This is a genomic window from Rhodococcus koreensis, from assembly GCF_017068375.1.
Taxonomy (GTDB): domain Bacteria; phylum Actinomycetota; class Actinomycetes; order Mycobacteriales; family Mycobacteriaceae; genus Rhodococcus_F; species Rhodococcus_F koreensis.
This window is the reverse complement of record NZ_CP070609.1, coordinates 5,798,297-5,814,937: the sequence shown is the minus strand read 5'-3', so window position 1 is coordinate 5,814,937 and position 16,641 is coordinate 5,798,297. Positions and strand designations below refer to the sequence as shown.

General features: G+C 64.6%; 15 protein-coding genes. 4 read left to right on the top strand and 11 right to left on the bottom strand.

Annotated elements, in window-relative coordinates:
• The first annotated feature begins 184 nt into the window (after positions 1-184).
• Positions 185-973 (top strand): IclR family transcriptional regulator, encoded by a 789-nt coding sequence (locus JWS14_RS26660; protein WP_072942995.1) that lies wholly within the window; start codon positions 185-187, stop codon positions 971-973.
• 41 nt (positions 974-1,014) lie between these two features.
• Here JWS14_RS26660 and JWS14_RS26655 read toward each other — a convergent pair whose 3' ends face one another.
• The 10 genes from JWS14_RS26655 to JWS14_RS26610 form a co-directional block, all read right to left on the bottom strand.
• Positions 1,015-1,410 carry a RidA family protein gene (locus JWS14_RS26655; protein ID WP_072942993.1) on the bottom strand — a complete coding sequence of 132 codons (396 nt, stop codon included), beginning with the start codon at positions 1,408-1,410 and terminating at the stop codon, positions 1,015-1,017.
• Between the two features lie 3 nt (positions 1,411-1,413).
• Positions 1,414-2,181, bottom strand: coding sequence for a cyclase family protein (locus JWS14_RS26650; protein WP_095863300.1), 768 nt, complete (start codon positions 2,179-2,181; stop codon positions 1,414-1,416).
• Between the two features lie 77 nt (positions 2,182-2,258).
• On the bottom strand, positions 2,259-3,500 hold the full coding sequence (locus JWS14_RS26645; RefSeq protein WP_167372174.1) for an MFS transporter: 1,242 nt from the start codon (positions 3,498-3,500) through the stop codon (positions 2,259-2,261).
• 236 nt (positions 3,501-3,736) lie between these two features.
• Positions 3,737-4,945 (bottom strand): NAD(P)/FAD-dependent oxidoreductase, encoded by a 1,209-nt coding sequence (locus JWS14_RS26640; protein WP_072942989.1) that lies wholly within the window; start codon positions 4,943-4,945, stop codon positions 3,737-3,739.
• Positions 4,938-5,135 (bottom strand): ferredoxin, encoded by a 198-nt coding sequence (locus tag JWS14_RS26635; RefSeq protein ID WP_072942987.1) that lies wholly within the window; start codon positions 5,133-5,135, stop codon positions 4,938-4,940. The genes JWS14_RS26640 and JWS14_RS26635 overlap by 8 nt, the downstream gene beginning before the upstream one ends.
• A 112-nt stretch (positions 5,136-5,247) precedes the next feature.
• Positions 5,248-6,036: an SDR family NAD(P)-dependent oxidoreductase gene (locus JWS14_RS26630; RefSeq protein ID WP_095863299.1), complete on the bottom strand. Its 789-nt coding sequence runs from the start codon at positions 6,034-6,036 to the stop codon at positions 5,248-5,250.
• Positions 6,033-7,016, bottom strand: a complete 984-nt coding sequence (locus tag JWS14_RS26625) for an ornithine cyclodeaminase family protein (RefSeq protein WP_206014772.1) — start codon at positions 7,014-7,016, stop codon at positions 6,033-6,035. The genes JWS14_RS26630 and JWS14_RS26625 overlap by 4 nt, the downstream gene beginning before the upstream one ends.
• Positions 7,017-7,022: 6 nt before the next feature.
• Positions 7,023-7,319, bottom strand: a complete 297-nt coding sequence (locus JWS14_RS50185) for a dihydrodiol dehydrogenase (protein ID WP_241031472.1) — start codon at positions 7,317-7,319, stop codon at positions 7,023-7,025.
• Positions 7,319-7,858, bottom strand: coding sequence for an aromatic-ring-hydroxylating dioxygenase subunit beta (locus JWS14_RS26615; protein ID WP_072942985.1), 540 nt, complete (start codon positions 7,856-7,858; stop codon positions 7,319-7,321). Before JWS14_RS26615 ends, JWS14_RS50185 begins: the two co-directional genes overlap by 1 nt.
• Positions 7,852-9,120 (bottom strand): aromatic ring-hydroxylating oxygenase subunit alpha, encoded by a 1,269-nt coding sequence (locus JWS14_RS26610; RefSeq protein WP_206014771.1) that lies wholly within the window; start codon positions 9,118-9,120, stop codon positions 7,852-7,854. Before JWS14_RS26610 ends, JWS14_RS26615 begins: the two co-directional genes overlap by 7 nt.
• Before the next feature lie 455 nt (positions 9,121-9,575).
• Between JWS14_RS26610 and JWS14_RS26605 the strand changes: the two genes are divergently transcribed.
• From JWS14_RS26605 to JWS14_RS26595, 3 genes are all read left to right on the top strand, one after another.
• Entirely contained in the window at positions 9,576-10,592 is a 1,017-nt protein-coding gene (locus JWS14_RS26605) for a dihydrodipicolinate synthase family protein (RefSeq protein WP_072943161.1), read from the top strand.
• 65 nt (positions 10,593-10,657) lie between these two features.
• Positions 10,658-12,103, top strand: coding sequence for an NAD-dependent succinate-semialdehyde dehydrogenase (locus JWS14_RS26600; RefSeq protein ID WP_095863298.1), 1,446 nt, complete (start codon positions 10,658-10,660; stop codon positions 12,101-12,103).
• Between the two features lie 39 nt (positions 12,104-12,142).
• Positions 12,143-13,075 carry a VOC family protein gene (locus JWS14_RS26595; RefSeq protein WP_206014770.1) on the top strand — a complete coding sequence of 311 codons (933 nt, stop codon included), beginning with the start codon at positions 12,143-12,145 and terminating at the stop codon, positions 13,073-13,075.
• A 16-nt stretch (positions 13,076-13,091) separates the two neighbouring features.
• Here JWS14_RS26595 and JWS14_RS26590 read toward each other — a convergent pair whose 3' ends face one another.
• Entirely contained in the window at positions 13,092-16,523 is a 3,432-nt protein-coding gene (locus JWS14_RS26590) for a serine/threonine-protein kinase (RefSeq protein WP_206014769.1), read from the bottom strand.
• Positions 16,524-16,641: the final 118 nt, after the last annotated feature.

Genomic DNA, 16,641 nt, shown 5'->3' with positions numbered 1-16,641 from the left:
ACACGATCTCGCCCTCGAACCGGTCGACGACCTGGTCGACCCCTTACGGACTACCGGCTTCAATTCTTCGCCCCTTTCCTCGCGTACAGCGCCGCGCTTCATGGGGATAATTCACGAGGTCGAATAATCCCTGTCTGGTTGAACCGGAATCCATTTCGAAAACGGGCCGTGGTATATTTTGGGCGTGAGCAGCGCGCACGAGCCCGAGAAAAAGTCCGAGATTTCCACGATGCAGAGCATGGATCGTGGAATGCACATGCTCGAATTGCTCGCGGAACAGCCGATGCGCGCGAAAGAACTAGCCGAAGCCACCGGAGCGAAATGGGCAACTGCGCACCGCACACTGACCTACCTTCGTGACAAGGGCTTCGTCAGGCGCGACGACACAACCGGACTGCACTACGTCGGTCGCCGGATGTTCGCCATCGGCTCCGCCTACCTCGGCGATCATCCCCTTTTCACGACGAGCGAACCGTTGATGCGGACGGCCGCCGACCGGATCAACGGATTCGTTCAGATCGCCGAGCGTGACGGGCATTCGTCGGTGGCCATTGCCAGCGTCGAGCCCCGCATTCCCGTTCCCACCCTGTCCTATGCGAATACGTACCGCGCCTATCCCCTCCACACGGGAGCCCGCGGATTGGTGCTGCTCGCATACTGCCCCGACGAGTTCATCGACACCTATGTCCAGGAGCCGCTGCGTTCGTTCACCGAGTACACGATCACGGAACCCGCCGAGTTGCGGGCCAAGCTGAAGCAGATCGTGGCCGATGGCTACGCCACCAGCGACCGGGATGTCACCACTGCTACATGTGGGATTGCAGCGCCGATCCGGAACGCCGCAGGCGAGGTGACGGCATCGGTATCGATCGCCAATTACCGCGAACAGATGCCGCCGCGGGATCTCGTTCTTCACGAGGTCCTCGGACTCGCCCAATCGCTTTCCCAGCTGATGGGCTGGCGAAACCGGTAGGTCTTCTCCTCGGCGCCGAGGAGAAGGCCTACCGGCAGCCTCTAGCTCTTGACGGCAATCGCCTCGAACTCGATCAGCATCCGGGGATCCACGAGACCGGCTACGTACACGAACGTCGACGGCGGACGGTTCGGAATCCACTTGTCGCGGACAGTACGAATCTCCGGGAGGGACTCCGGGTCGGTCAGGTACCCGGTGATCTTGACGATGCGGTCCATCGAACTGCCCGCAGCCTGCAGGGCACGCTCGAGGTTCGCGAACGCCCGGTCCGCCTGTGCCCCAGCCGAGAGGTCCTCACCGATGTCACCGGACTCGTCGTGCGGCACCGCTCCCGAGGTGAACACCAGATTCCCGGCTTCCGCTGCCCAGTGCCAGGCGGCATCGGCCTGCAGGCCGGGAACGGTCACGTACTTCACATCTTCGCCGACAGTGGTCATTGGTCAGTCCTCGTCGACGATGGCGACGGCCCGGACGAATCCGGCTGTGCCGCCGGCGATCTTGATGGGCAGCGCGATGACCTTGAAACCGTGCGGGGGCAGCTGGTCGAGGTTGGCGAGCTTCTCGATGTGCGCGTATTCGATTTCGAGGCCGAGGAGGTGGCAGGGCCACAGGTACTTCGGGTCTTTGCCGTGCTTGTGGTAGTCGGCGGCCCATGCGGCGTACGGACGGTCGTAGCTCCAGGCGTCCGTTCCCACGACCGTCACGCCCTGTTCGAGGATCCATTTGAGCGCCTCACGGCTGGGTCCGCCACCACGGGTGGTGTACTCCGGCTTCCCCCAGTACTTGTCGTTTCCGGTCATCGTGAGGACGATGTCGCCCGGCTTGATGGTGTAGTTCATGTCCTTCAGCTTCTGCTGAATTTCCTCGAGGGAGACCTCCGCGCCGTCTTCGGCATCACTGATGTCGATGACGACTCCGTCACCCATGCATCGCTCGATGGGCCACTCTTCGATGGTCTTCGGCTTCGACCCGTCCGCCATCACCGGGCCGAAGTGCCACGGTGCGTCCATGTGCGTGCCGGTGTGCGAGTTCATGTCGATATGTTCGACCGCGAACGCGGCACCGGGCGTGGGCCAGTGATTCGGGTCGATGTCGTAGTTTTCCTGGTTCCATTCGGCGCCGAGCGAGTGCGGCTCGAAGATGACGCCTTTGCCCTCGAGGGTGGGGTCACCGTCGGTGACCATGGAGATGTCGATGATTCTGCTCATCTGCTTACTTCCTCATTTCTTTCGGTCGGTCGCACTCTGGATCTCACAGCGCGACAGGGGATGTGGTAGGTGCACAGTCAGCCGACTGTGAGTTTGCGGTCTTCGTCGACCGGCTCGGCGGCTCGCTTCCTGCCCAGCAGACCCACGAGGGCGGTGAGCACCGAGATCGCCGCGACAGCAATCCAACCGGCCGCGAAACCGTGATCGGGGACGATGTGCCCGAAGACCACGGGGACGATGAATCCGCCGACCGCCGCGAGGGTGAGCATCACGCCGACCGCGGTGCCGACCTGTTCGGGATCGATCTTCGACAGGTCCGCGGGCACACCCAGCCAGGCCGGGTAGCTGAAGACGAAAAGGAATCCGATCGCGAAGGAGATGAACCACAGCAGGGCATCGGGGGCGACGGGGATCGCGGCGATCAGTGCCCCCATCAGCAGGAGGGGAACGACGATGACGGATCGGTAGTTGCGGACCAGGTCCGCGACCTTGCCACCGACCAGGCTGCCGGGGATTCCCGCGAGGGCCAGGATCGCGCCGAGCATACCGCCCTGGCCGGGTGTGAAGCCGCGTTGCGCGACCGCGTACTCGCTGAACAGCTGCGATGCGGTGAAGTAGGCGCCGTACACGCCGAGCATGGCGATGCCGTAGATCCACAGCTGCTTGTCGACCAGTGCCCGGATCAGGCCGGCGCGGCTGATCCGGCCGCCGTGGAGTCCGCTGACGCCGCGCGGGGTGTGGAACCACACGGCCACCGCCGCCGCCAAGACGATATTGACGATGCCGCAGATCGCGAGCATGCCGCGCCATCCCGCGAGGTCGGTCACGTAGATGCACGCATACAGACCCAGCGCGACACCGGTACTGAATGCGGCACCGCACGCGATGCCCAGCGCGAGGTTGATCTCGTGATCACGAAACCACACACTGACCGCGGCGACGGCGACGGCGATGAAGATGGACGCGCCGACGCCGGCGATCACTCGGTACAGGGCGAGGTCGAGGAAGCCGACCGCGACGCCGGACAGCGCCGCACCGGCCCCTTGGAGCACCATCCCGAGGACGAGAGTGCGCTTCATCCCGAGTCGGGCCGCGATGATGCCGCCCGGGACGTGGGCGACCCCGTAGCCGAGCACGAACAGCGCGATCAGCATGGCGAGCTGCTCGAAGCTCACGCCGAGGTCCTCGCTGATGGGGGTGAAGGCCGACGCGATGTTGAACCAGTTCAACGTCAGGCTGACGTAGCCGAGGACGAGCAGAGCGAGCATTCGCCATCTGGCCTGGTAGACGTCGCCGTCTCTACCGTCAATAGTCGACAATGGGGTTCCTTCCATCGGGCACATTGCCTTCGAGGCAACCGCGGGTGAGATTGGGAGAGAGCGCAATACGATACGAAGCTCTCGCTTGGTGACAGTTCGGCAATTACGGCGACCCGAGAGTCAGATCCTGTGACCCAGGTCTCTGCCGGCATCCCGAATCTATCCGCCTCCACGACAATTGGGGAGATGGATGGGTTCAACGCGTCCCGATGGCCACTATCATTTTCAGTGATGGTCTAGGCCGAGCCGATTGCCTCGGACCACGACGCTCGGGCGGTGACGAGGTGCTGGTACTTGCTCAGGCCTCGAGGCGAGTTGAACGACACGACACCCGTCACCCGGTCGTCGCGGCCGTACAGTGCGACAAACCTCTCCTCCCCCGGCGCCCCGCTCATGAAGCGCACCTGATCCGTGGGGAGAGGGCAGCCCACCATCTGAGTGCGCTTGCGAAACTGGTCGGACCAGAAACTGGGGACAGCAGACAGCGTCGACCGTTTCGTTCCGGCGATGAGATTCTCCGCGACGACCGTCGCCTGCAGCGTGGCGTTGTTCCAGTGCTCGCTGCGCACCTGCGCACCGAAGTAGTCCGAGTACCAACGGGCGGCGTCACCGACAGCGTAGATGCCGGGCACGTTGGTGTGCCCGCCGTCGTCGCAGAGAACCCCGTTGTCGACCTCCACGCCTGAACCGTCGAGCCATTCGGTCACCGGAGCACCGCCGACCCCGACCACGACCAGATCGGCGGGGAGAATTCGTCCGTCGGTGAGCCTGACCCCGTTGACCCGCCCGTCTCCCATGAGTTCCTGGACGCCCACCCCGAGTTCGAGGTCGGTGCCGTGACTCGTGTGCAGATCCGCGAAGTGAGAGCCGACGATTGCCCCGAGGACGGTTCCCAAGGGGGTCGGTTGCGGATCGACCAGGGTCACCGACTGTCCGCGGGTGCGCACGCTCGCCGCCACCTCGGCACCGATGAACCCGGCACCGACGACGACAACGTCTCGGGCACTGTTCAACTCGGTTCTGAGTGCGAGGGCGTCCGGCAGCGTCCGGAGAACGTGGACACCCGCGAGGTGCCCCATGAAGGCGGGGCGCCGAGCCCGCGAGCCGGTGGCCACGACCAGCGCGTCGAATTCGAGAACCGTGCCGTCGTCGAGCGTGACAGTGTGCCGCGACGGGTCGAGCGACAGCGACGTCGCCCGGCGGCCCAGGCGAAGATCGAGGTCGAGTTCGTCGATCTCCTCCTCGGTCAGCAAGTAGAGATCGTCCGGATCACTCGAGCCGGTGAGCAACTTCTTCGAGAGTTCGGTGCGGTCGTAGGGTGATCGCACCTTCTCTTCGCCAATGAGGGTGATGCCGCCGGAGTTTCCCAGGCGCCGCAATTCCTGGATCACGTTCATGCCGGCGAGGGAACCGCCGACCACGACGATCCGCTCGAACCTACTCATCACGGGTTCCCAACGCCTTGGCGGGGCAGGATCGAATCGCCCTGTCGGTCTTCGTATGCAAGGACTCGGGCGGGCTTTCCTGCAGCAGGATCACCTTGTTCTCGTCTTCGTCCAGATCGAAGACCTCGGGGGCTTCGAGCATGCAGCTACCGTAACCACGGCACCTGCCGGCATCTGCGGTGACATGCATGACTACACCTCACTGTTGGTGTCGTCCGCGACTGCTCGCGGTTGAAAATTGTTTGGTGACAACATTGTTCGTTCTTTCTCGAGTGGTGCGCCCGGCACGGCACAGCGGCCGGTCAGCCGACGAGGTATCCGCCGTCGATCGGCAGGACGACACCGGTGATGTAGCCGGCTGCGGCGGAGGCGAGGAACGACACTCCGGCCGCGACCTCCTGTGCATCTCCGGGTCGGTTCATCGGGATGTTCCCCCCGACGGGTGAGGGGTCGTCGGGGACGGATCCCCCGGCTCGCCGCAGTGCTGCCGCGCTGGTGGTGAACAGGTCGGTGGGAATCCACCCAGGAGCGACGGCATTGACACGCACCCCGCGACCGGCGTACTCCGCAGCGATTTTCAGGGTCAGGCCGACGACCGCGTATTTCGAGGCGATGTAGGCGGACCCGCCGCCGCGGGGCACGAGCCCGGCCGACGAGGCGATGTTGACGATCGCGCCGCGGCCGCGTTCGACCATGAGCGTTCCGACCTCCCGCATCACATTCGCGGTACCCAGGACGTTGACGCGCAGGACCCGTTCCCAGGTGGCGGAGGTGAGCTCGTCGAAATCCAGGTTCTGGTCGAAGATGCCGGCGGCATTGACCAGGACGTCGATCTCTCCCAGGTCGGACGTGATCTCGCCGACCACCGTGCGGACACGCTCCTCGTCGGTGATATCCGCCGCGTAGGCGGTGCTGCGCCCGCCCGTCCCGGAGACGATCTCGGCCGTACGCTTGGCGCCCACGTCGTTGGCGTCGATCACCGCGACCGCGTATCCGTCGTCGGCCAGACGGGTGGCGACAGCGCGTCCGATTCCGCTGCCGCCACCGGTCACGACCGCCACTCGCTCGGCCCAATTCGCCACGGTGCTCACGCCCCCGCGGGCTTCTTGGTGCGCAGCAGGTCCACCGACGTCCCGATTCCGTTCTGCACGGCCCTGTCGTAGATCACCTTGGCCGCGACCAGGTCCTGCAAGGCGGTGCCGACCGACTTGAACACGGTGATCGCGTCTGCGTCGTGGGCGGGCACATTGCCGATGGCGAGGTCCGCGAGTGTCACGATCTTGCCGTCGAGGAGCCCCTTCTCGTCGGCCGCGAGCAGATCCCCGGACTCCATACGGGCCTGTTCGGGAGCGTCGCTGACCACGAGTGCGGCCCGGTCGACGACGTCGGTGTCGATCTCCCGCAACGAGGGCATGGTGGAACCGATCGACAGCACCGTGGTCCCGGGCGCGAGCCACTTGCCCTCGAGGGCGATACGTCCTGTTCCGGCACCGGTGTTGGTGGCGACCACGACGACCGGTGCGGCGGCGGCCTCGGCCGGATCGGATACCGGGACGACCTCCACGTCGAGGCGTGCGGCCATCCGCTCGACGAATGCATTCCGCCGCTGCGGGTTCGGGCTGAAGACCCGTACCCGTTTCACCTCGAGGGCGGCGAACACGCCCTCGAGGTTCGTCTCGGCCTCCAACCCGGATCCGATGACCCCGATCTCGACGGCGGTCCGCGGCGCGAGAAGACCGGCGGCCACGCCCGTGGTCGCGCCGGTCCGGGCAGCGGTGAGGTATGCCCCGTCCAGTTGAGCGAGCAACTCACCGGTCAGCTCGTCGAACAGGCCGATCAGGTACTGGACCCCACCTTCGGAGACCTGGTTGAAAACCTTGAATCCCATCAAGCCGGTGCCGGCCGATACGCCCGGCATCAGCCGGAAGAATCCGGGCGTCGACTCCAGGTTGATGCGATCCGGCAGTTGCGCACCGCCGCGGGCCTGCGTGCGGTAGCCCTCGCGGATGGCGCTGACGAGGTCGGACATCTGCGTGAGGCTTCGCACATGCTCGTCGGTCAGTAGCAGCATTGGTCGTTACTCTCTTCCGATTTCGGTGGTCGGGGGATCCTCGGGGCCGAACGGCTGGTCGAGGTAGGCGGAGATCGTTTCTTCGTTCTGCCAGCTCAGCCCTTCGAGCGCGAGGGCATCGAGGCGGATGTGGTGGTCGAGTCGGAGCGAGGTGATCTCGAGCCGTTGCCCGTTGCGGGTCAGGATCTTCCGCACCCGTACGGCGGTGAACTCGTTGACGACGGTGAACTCGGCATCGACGGTTCCGTCGCCACCGTGCGGGGCGAGCGAGTCGTCCGTCGGGCGCGTCCGGGGAGTTGACATCAGATCACCATTCGCAGGTGCGGCAGTCTGACGACGCTCTCGTCGAGATGGACCGTCCGTTCCACGAGACCCCAGCCGTCGCCGCGACGACGCAGGATGTCATGCCGTCCGGCCGCGGTCATCACCACCGGATCCGATTGGTGGACAACGGCCACCAGCACGTTCGACGTGACGGACACCTCGTCGGCGCGCCCGGTGTCGGCGACGGACAGAACCGAGACGAATCGCCGCACCCGTTGGAGTGGGACCTCCCCCCAGGAGAAGTCGATGTGGTCGGGTTCGAGGCGCCTCGCCCAGAGATTGGCCAGGGAGTCGCGGGATTCGTCGAGCAGGTACGCACCCGCCACGAAGGGTGACTGCGACGGGTCGTCGCGTGTCACGGTGACGGGGATCCGGTAGACGAACTCGGGTTCGAGCAGCGGAATCCACCGCGCGTAGTCGTGCGCGTCGAGCAACGCCGTCTCACGGCCGTAGAACCTGCTCACGTTGGCGAACGTCGCATCGTCCGCGGCGACATCGATCCGTTCCGCGCTCAGCATTGGTCGGCCTTCCCGGTCGTGCGTGTGCAGATGCTGTCGTCGTCGAGCAGTTCGGACCACCTGCGGAACATCTCCCGCTGGTTGACCTCCGAGTGATCGACGTCGTAGACGGCTCCGGGCCAGCCGACATCGTCGGCCGGTTTGATACCGACACCGCCGGCGTAGACGAAATCGGTGGACTGCGACACCCGGCCGCGGCTCATGTCGGCGACGCTCGTCCAGTTCTGGAAGTCGTCGGTGTCGAAGATCCCGGCGAGACCGACCATGCGGAGGTTCGCGCGCTGCGAGTGCGCGCGTTGCTCCTCGTCGTACCACCGCGGCACCAACGCGAACATGATCAGTTCGCAGTGCATCTCGTCGACCGGTTGCCACTGCCGGAGTTGGACGTACGACACGGCCGGGGTGTCGTCCCCGGAATAGAGGGCCGCGGCATCGATGAAGGACAAGTTGGGAAAGACATTTCCGTGTAGGACAGAGATTCTCGACATCAGGTCCGCCTGTCTCGGGTCGAGACCACTCGCGATGTCGGCCCAGCGCTCCTCCGGGTATCCGAGAAACACCGGTTCATCGGTTTCCAGGCCGTAGTGCTGGACCCGGAGGGTATGCCCGTTGCCGGCGACGATGCATCGCCCACGCATCGCATCCATCGAGACGTCGTCCAGCTGCGGAAAGGCCTCAGTGTTCAGATACGTGCCCAGGTCTATCGGACTCTTGTGCGTCGTTCCCAGGTGATAACCGTCGCCGGCGAAGTTCTCCGCGCCCAGCTTCCAGTTGGTTCGCACCAGGGCGCGCGCCGGCGGACCGACGACCTGCAGGTCACCGGCCTTGTCGAGCACGGCTTCGAGATACCAGGCCATGTCGCCGAGTTCGTCGAGCAGCGAAGGAGCCTCGGGGTCCCAGCTCGCAAAGATCAGCCCGTGGAAGACGTCGACGTTCGGCGGCCCGACGAGGTTGTACTTGCTCTTGTCGAAGTCCGCGTCGAAGACCTGCTTGCGCTCGGGCACTCCACGCAACGTGCCCTTGTTGGAGAAGGTCCAGCCGTGGTAGCTGCACCGAAAGTGCGATGAGTTGCCCATGTCGGCACGACACAGTTGGTTGCCTCGATGCGTGCACGAATTCAGGAGGATGCGGACGTCGCCGGTCTCGTCGCGGACGACGATGACGTCCTCGCCTCCCAGCTTCCTGGTGACGTAATCGCCCGGCGACGGAATTTCGCTCTCGTGGGCGGCGAACAGCCAGCACCGGCCGAAGACTCGTTCCATCTCGGAATCGAATTCGTCTCGGCCCCAGTAGGAACGGCGGCTCACGCGAGTGACGTCCGCGGTAACACGTGTCATCTGGATGACCCCTATCAGGAGTGGATTGATACACCAGGCCGTATGTCCAAATAATGGATACAGGGTCCGTCTGGTGGATGTGATGACGGTAACAACGTTTTGCCGCAGATGTCAAAGGGTCGACCGAGCTGCGCGGCCTCACCCCATCCACCTCACTCGCGGCCAGTCGAGAACGTCGACCGGAGAAATCGTTGACGGCGGACGACAGCCGGTGTTAGCGTCCACACATCCACATACCGGTCTGCATATCCATTATTTGGATATCGGTAAGAGGGTTGATCACCTACCTGCGCGCCGACATCACAGTCCGGCCGGGTACGGGCCGGCCGAAACCGCCCCTGCCTGCGCACCGCAAGAATCCGACGAACGGAGTTCCATTCATGAGCTATTCCCGGTCCGACGCCCGCTCCTGGGCCCAGGCGAACATGAAGGGCATCTGCGGATGCCTCCTGCCCACCTTCACCAGCGATCTGAAGGGAATCAACGAGCGCGCAATCCGGCACGACATCGCCCGAGAGAAGGAGCTGGGGATCTCGGGTGCACTACTCGTCGCCGAATGTGGAACCACTTTCGACGAGCTACTTCAGGTCACCGAAATCGCTGTCGACGAAGCCGCCGGCGGGCTCCAGACCGTGGTGCACGCTGTCCTGCCGACACTCGAAGACAACATCGCACTCGTGCGCGAGTCCGAGCGTCTGGGCGCGGACGTCGTCCTGGTCTCCTACCCGCTCACCTACTACCCGAAGTCCGAAGAGGAAGTCTTCGAGTACACCCGCGCGATCGCCGAGAGCACCAATCTGGGCATCATCGTGTTCGCGATGCACCTGTGGAACTTCCGCCGATTCCACCCGAGCCACTTCTCGCCGGACCTCATCGGCCGGATGATCAACGAGATTCCGAACGTCGTGGCCGTCAAGACGGAGGTCGGCGGTCCCGGCGTCGGCGGCATCGCGCAGATCTTCGAGCGCTACCGAAATGACGTGATCGTCATGGACCCGATCGAGTCGAACTCGCCCGCCTGGCACGCCGCGTACGGCATGCAGTGGATGGGCACGTCGAACTACGAGGCCTACGGCCCGTGGGTCGCCCGCTACTTCGACCTGATGCGCGACGGCAAGTTCGAGGACGCCATGGAGATCTACTGGAAACTCCACCCGATCCGGGAATCCGACGCGGTGGTGGTCGGGCAGGCACTCGCAGGGACCGCGATGGTGCCGCGGTACCTGTGGAAGTACCAGGGGTGGCTCAACGGATTCAACGGTGGTCCGCTGCGAGCCCCTCAGGCGCGCATCAACGACGGGCAGATGAAGCAGTTGCGGGCCGGGGCGGTCGCGGCCGGCCTCGACGTCACCACCTCGCTCGACGAGGAATTCCTGGTGGGCCGCAACCCGGCCTGATTCTCGTCGATCCATCCCACGACAGCCACCAGACTCTGGCCGGACCCAGAAAAGAAGGAAATTTCATGTCGCTCAACTCCGCCACCCTGCCCCGGGAGTTGGTCATCGGCGCACACCCGATCGAACGCACCCGGGAGTCGATCGACGTCCTGAATCCGTCCACCGGTGCGCTGATCGCCACGGTTCCCGACGGCACCGTCGAGGACGGACTGGACGCGGTCGGCGCCGCAGCGGCTGCGCTGCCCGCCTGGCGCGCCACCAGTCCGCGCGAACGCGCGGAAATACTCCGCCGGTGCTGGGAACTGATGACCGACCGCGCCGAGCGCATCGCCGAACTGATCTCCACCGAAAACGGGAAGACGCTCGCCGATTCGCGGGCCGAAACCGCATACGCGGCCGAATTCTTCCGGTGGTACTCGGAGGAAGCGGTCCGCGCGGTGGGACAACTCAGCACCTCTCCGAACGGTGCCAACCGCATATTGGTCGAGTACGAGCCGATCGGCGTCGCCGTGCTCGTCACCCCATGGAACTTTCCGGCCGCGATGGCGACACGCAAGATCGCGCCCGCCCTCGCTGCCGGTTGCACCGTAGTACTCAAACCCGCGACCGAGACTCCTCTCACCAGCCTGCTCATCGCCCAGATCTGCCGTGAGGCAGGCGTTCCGGACGGCGTGATCAATGTGGTGACCACCTCACGCGCGGGTCAGGTCGTCTCCGCCATGCTCCACGACTCACGCGTACGGGCGTTGTCGTTCACCGGCTCCACCGAAGTCGGGCGCACGCTGCTGCGCGAATCGTCGGATTCGATTCTCAAGACGGCCATGGAACTCGGGGGCAACGCGCCGTTCCTCATTCTCGAGGATGCCGACATCGACGAGGCCGTCACCGGCCTCATGATCGCCAAAATGCGGAACGGCGGCCAGGCGTGCACCGCGGCCAACCGCATCTACGTTCACAGGTCGATCATCAACGACGTGGCCGGGCTCCTCGGACAACGGATGGGCACACTGCGCGTCGGCGCCGGCACCAATGAGCGTTCGGAGTGCGGACCACTGATCAACGACAAGGCAGTCGACAAGGTGGAGCAGCTCGTCGACGCTGCCGTCGCCGACGGTGCGTCGGTGCTGACCGGCGGCCAGCGGCCGATCTCGAGGGGCTCCTTCTACTCTCCCACCGTCCTGGTGGGTGTCGACCCGCAATCTGCGATCGTGCGCGAGGAGATCTTCGGACCGGTCGCATCGTTGATCGCGTTCGACACCGACGACGAGGCTGTCGCCGCGGCCAACAGCACCGACCTCGGGCTCGCGGCCTATGTCTACAGCGGCAATCTGCAGCGCGCTCTGTCCGTGGCGAGCCGGTTGGAGGCCGGCATGGTCGCCGTCAATCGGGGTTTGGTGTCCGACCCCGCAGCACCGTTCGGCGGCGTCAAGCAGAGCGGACTCGGCCGCGAGGGCGCGCATGAGGGTCTGCTCGAGTTCATGGAAGCGAAGTACATCGCCACCAACTGGTGACGACGCCGCTCATTTCCCAGTTCAGCTCCAGGAGAAGACATGCCCTTTCCCTCAGTCCATCCCATCACCCACGTCCGCTCGGTCACCATCGCCGTCGAAGAACTCGCCACCGCAACCAACTTCTACCGCGACCTGTGGCAACTCGACCTCGTCACGAAAGATGACGGCAAGGCCTACTTCGGAACCGGATGCGCCGACAACTACGCCATCAAGCTCCGCGAAAACGATGTCGCCGGAATCGAACTGACCACGTTCGATGTGACCGACCGCGCCGGCGTCGACTTCCTCGCCAAGCGGGTCGCCGACAGCGGAGCCCGGATCATCCGCGAACCCGGTGATCGCAGCGACTTCGGCGGCGGCTACTCATGCATCTTCTTCGACTGCGACGGGCGCGCCATCGAACTCGCCGCCGAGATCGACCAGCGAATCTTCCGCGAAGTCGAAGCCGGAGAGTCCCGTCCGAAGTTCATCAGCCACGTCGTATTCAACACCGCCAACCTGCAGAAGACGATCAGATGGTACGGCGAGGTCCTCGGCTTCAAGATCTCGGACTGGCTCCAGGACTTCTTCTGCTTCATGCGCACCGGGCGCTGGCACCACATCATCGCCTTCGCCCAGTCGAAGAACACCAGCCTGAACCACGTCTCGTTCGAACTGTACGGAATCGACGAGTTCATGCGCGGCACCGGCCGCATGATGCGGGCCGGACACCAGCCCCTGTGGGGCCCCGGCCGCCACGGCGCCGGTGACAACACGTACTCGTATTTCCAGGAGCCGTCGAGTGGCTTCGTCATGGAGTACACGACTGCCCTTCAAGTCATCGACGAAGAGCACGGCTGGACTCCGAAGGTGTGGGGCACCAGCCTCGAGGAGCAGGATCAGTGGGGTACTGCCAACGTCTTCGACGAGGTGATCCTCGCAAAGATGGCGCCATCGGACGATCCCGTGCTGTGGACGCCGCCGCAACTGTAGTTCGCCCCGGCCCGCATCACGTGGCGGTGACGACAGCGTTCAGGAACCCGGGCGGAACAGCCGGCCATTCCGCCCGCCATCGGCCGGCTAGTTGCTCCTCCCGAAGTCCGGAGGCAACCGCGACAACCGACGGTCCGGCATCACACACGAGTCGAATGAGGTTCAACTCGGCGCATGTCGCAGCAAGTGGGGCGAGTTCTTCCATGGCTTCGGCCTTTCTGCCCGATGCAGACAAGCAGGCGGTCAGCAGAAGTCTCGCGTGCAACAACGCCCGCGGTCGATTCTGAGCCGCAACTGCGTGCACCAGGTCGTGAGCCCTGGTGCACGCAGAGCCGGCCTGACCCGGCGACCGTTCGGCGAGTAGTCGCCGGATGGCGCCGGACTCCCTCAGCTGCACCGTGATTGTTTCGATACCGGTGGCAGGCGCCTGATCCATCGCCCCCGGCGAAGGTGGCGCGCCCGTCTCCAGGCCTCGTCGTGGTTGTCGTACGCCGGATGGCAGGACGAGCCCGAACCGGATCCTCTCGTCGTCGATCCGCGCCGCCAATCGCGGCAGCGCCATTACCTGCGCAATCCTGTCGCCCTCGTTCAACAGTGTTGTCGCAGATTCCCTGTCACCCGCCAGGGCTTTGACCCGCGCCCCGGTCGCATAGATCGCGATCATGAAGTCGACCAAACCGATCTCCGAACCGAGCGCCCGGCTTTCATCGAGAAGCCGTTCGGCTTCCTCGAGGTTGTTCTGCTCGTACATCATGTCGCCGAGTAGGGCACTGGCCATGCGTGCAGCGTGGGAGTGGATCCCCATCGATTCACGCGCAACCTGCACAGCCTTTCGATAGGTTTCCTCGGCAGCCACGACATCCAACTGCTCATTGGCGGCCAAGCCCGCGTAGCAGTATCCGTACACCGCACTGAACGGGCCGCTGGATTGTTCGTGATACCTGGCGGCCCAATCCTGGATATTTCGAGCCGCATCGAATTCGAACCGGCACATCCCCGCGAAAGAGGCCAGATTCGCCGCCACCGATACGCACCACGGACTCATTGTGTCCGGCTCGGCCAGACAACCCGCCACGAGTTCGTCCACCCTGTCGACGCGATCGGCGGTGACGTCGAGGAGCGCACGGACGAGATCGGATTCCAGCTCCGGGTCGTCGTCAGGCATGGGAATCGATTTCTGTGCGCGTAAGTACTCGGCACGATTCAACGCCGACTCCGCATCCTCGGAGTGGTGCAGGGAAACGTTGGCCCAAGCGAGGGCAATCTGCAATCGCGGGCGTTCCAGGACCGCGGTCGGCGGAAGCTTCGCGACCAGGCCGAGGAGCGTGGCCAGCTGTCCGTGCGAGACCAGGGACATTCCATGGGTCTCCACGAGTTCGACCGCTTCGTCGACCTGGGCGGCGGCAAGGGCGTGATCGACCGCCTCGCTGAGCAATTCGTGGCCGGCGAACCAGCGGAAGGCGATCGTGTGAAGACCTTTCACCCGATCGGGTCGGTCCCGTTCGAGCCGGGCACGGAGAAACTCCGCGAAGACACTACTGAATCGGTACCAGTCCCCCTCGTCGTCGACCCGGTACAGGAACAGGTCCCTGCTCTCGACCTCCTCCAACATCGCGCGACCATCGTCGCTGTGGACGAGCGACGACGCGAGATCCCCGCACATTCGTTCGGGCAGACAGATCGACAGTAGGAAGTTCACGATCTTCGGCTCGAGCGAATCCAGGACATTCGCCACGAGATATTCCCCGAGCGCGCGGTGCCGCCCCGACAGCTTCTCGATGAATGTCGCTGGGTCGCCACGGCCGCGTAACGAGAGCGACACCAGTTGAAGCGCGGCCACCCATCCATCGGTCGATCCCACAATCGAGGCGACCTGTGCGTTCCCGAGCGCCAGCCCTCTCGACTCCACGAGAAACTCGGTCGACTCCCTGATATCGAATCTCAAGTCATGGAAGTCGATTTCGACCAATTCGTCGCGAACTCGGGCCCGACTCATCGGGAGCCCGGACTTGTTCCTGCTCGTCACGATGAGCTGCAGATGGTGGCAGCCGTTGTCGATCAGGTATTCCACTGCGGCAACGGAGGCGGTGTCCGTCACTCGATGCCAGTCATCGATCACGATTGCCAGACGCTCGCCCCCCTCGTGTATCTCGTCGATCAACGACGCGAGGACGAACCGTTCGACATCGTCACCGTGTTCTTCCAGCACTCGCACCAACTCTTCGGCGACGTTCGACCGGACCTGCCTGATCGCCTCGATCAGGTGGGCGAGGAACCAGTCCACGTTGTTGTCGTCGTGGTCGATCGCGAGCCACGCGACCGCGATTCCTTCCGCAATCAATTGGTTTCGCCATTGGGCGGCCAACGTGGTCTTGCCGAATCCTGCGGGACCGTGGATCACCGTCAGTCGTCGCCCCTGGCCCGCGCGAAGAATCCCGACCAACCGGCTGCGGTCGACCAACGGGTGGACGGCGGTCGGCGGCCGGTACTTGGTACGCGGCGTGGGCGGAGTCGACCGTGGCGGGCGCTCTGCTCTGCTCCCCTGCTCACCCGGCAGAGCCATGTCGTCGATGGTGAGCGAGTGCCTGCTCTGGACGAGGCGGAGCTCGTTGCCGAATTCGACAGCGGTTCCGGGGCGGTCGGCCGGATCCTGCTCCATCGCGTGCTCGATCGCAGCGCAGAGATCATCCGGAATGTCGTCGTATCGCAGGTCCGGGACCGGTTGGCGCACAATGCGAAGGAATTGGGCAACCACACTTTCGCCGGATCGGCGTTCGAATGCGGCGTGGCCGGTGAGGAGGCAGAACAGTGTCGCTCCGAGCGAGTAGACGTCCGATGCAGCGGTGGGCGCCTGCCCCTGGAGCAACTCGGGAGCAGTGAACGCAGGTGAGGCGGTGATGATGCTTTCGGACGTCTCGAACCCACCCTCGATCCGCGCGATCCCGAAATCGGTCAGCGCCGGCTCGTCGTAATCGGTGAGCAGGACATTGGACGGTTTGATGTCACGGTGGAGAATGCCGAACCGGTGGGCAACTTCGAGAGCACCTGCCAGTCTGACGGCGATGCTGACCGCTGCTCGCCAGTCGAGGGGCCCGTCGCCTCGAATCCGCGCATCGAGCGAACCTCTCGCGTGGTACGGCATCACGAGGTAGGGATGCCCGGACGTTGTGACCCCGCTGTGGAGGATGGCGACGATGTTCGGATGCCCGGACAACGCCCCCATGGCCCGCTGCTCGCGAAGGAAGCGCTCGCGGTTGTCGCGATCGACGTCCGACTGCAGGACCTTGATCGCGACGACGCGGTTCAGGTTGCGCTGGTCGAGCCGGTACACCGTGCCGAACCCGCCTCGCCCCACTACCCGGGCATTGTCGAACCCCTCGGCCTCCAGTTCGGCCGCGATATCCACGGCAGCATCCCGCTGAGTCGCTAGCGGATCGAACTCGACCATCGCCGGCCTCGACTTCCGGATCGGCTGATCACACCGTAGCGTCAGCATAGTGCCTGGTGAGCGGCGAAACTACTCGCACAGTCTCGACTCGGCACATCCCGGTGAGCGAGTACGGTTA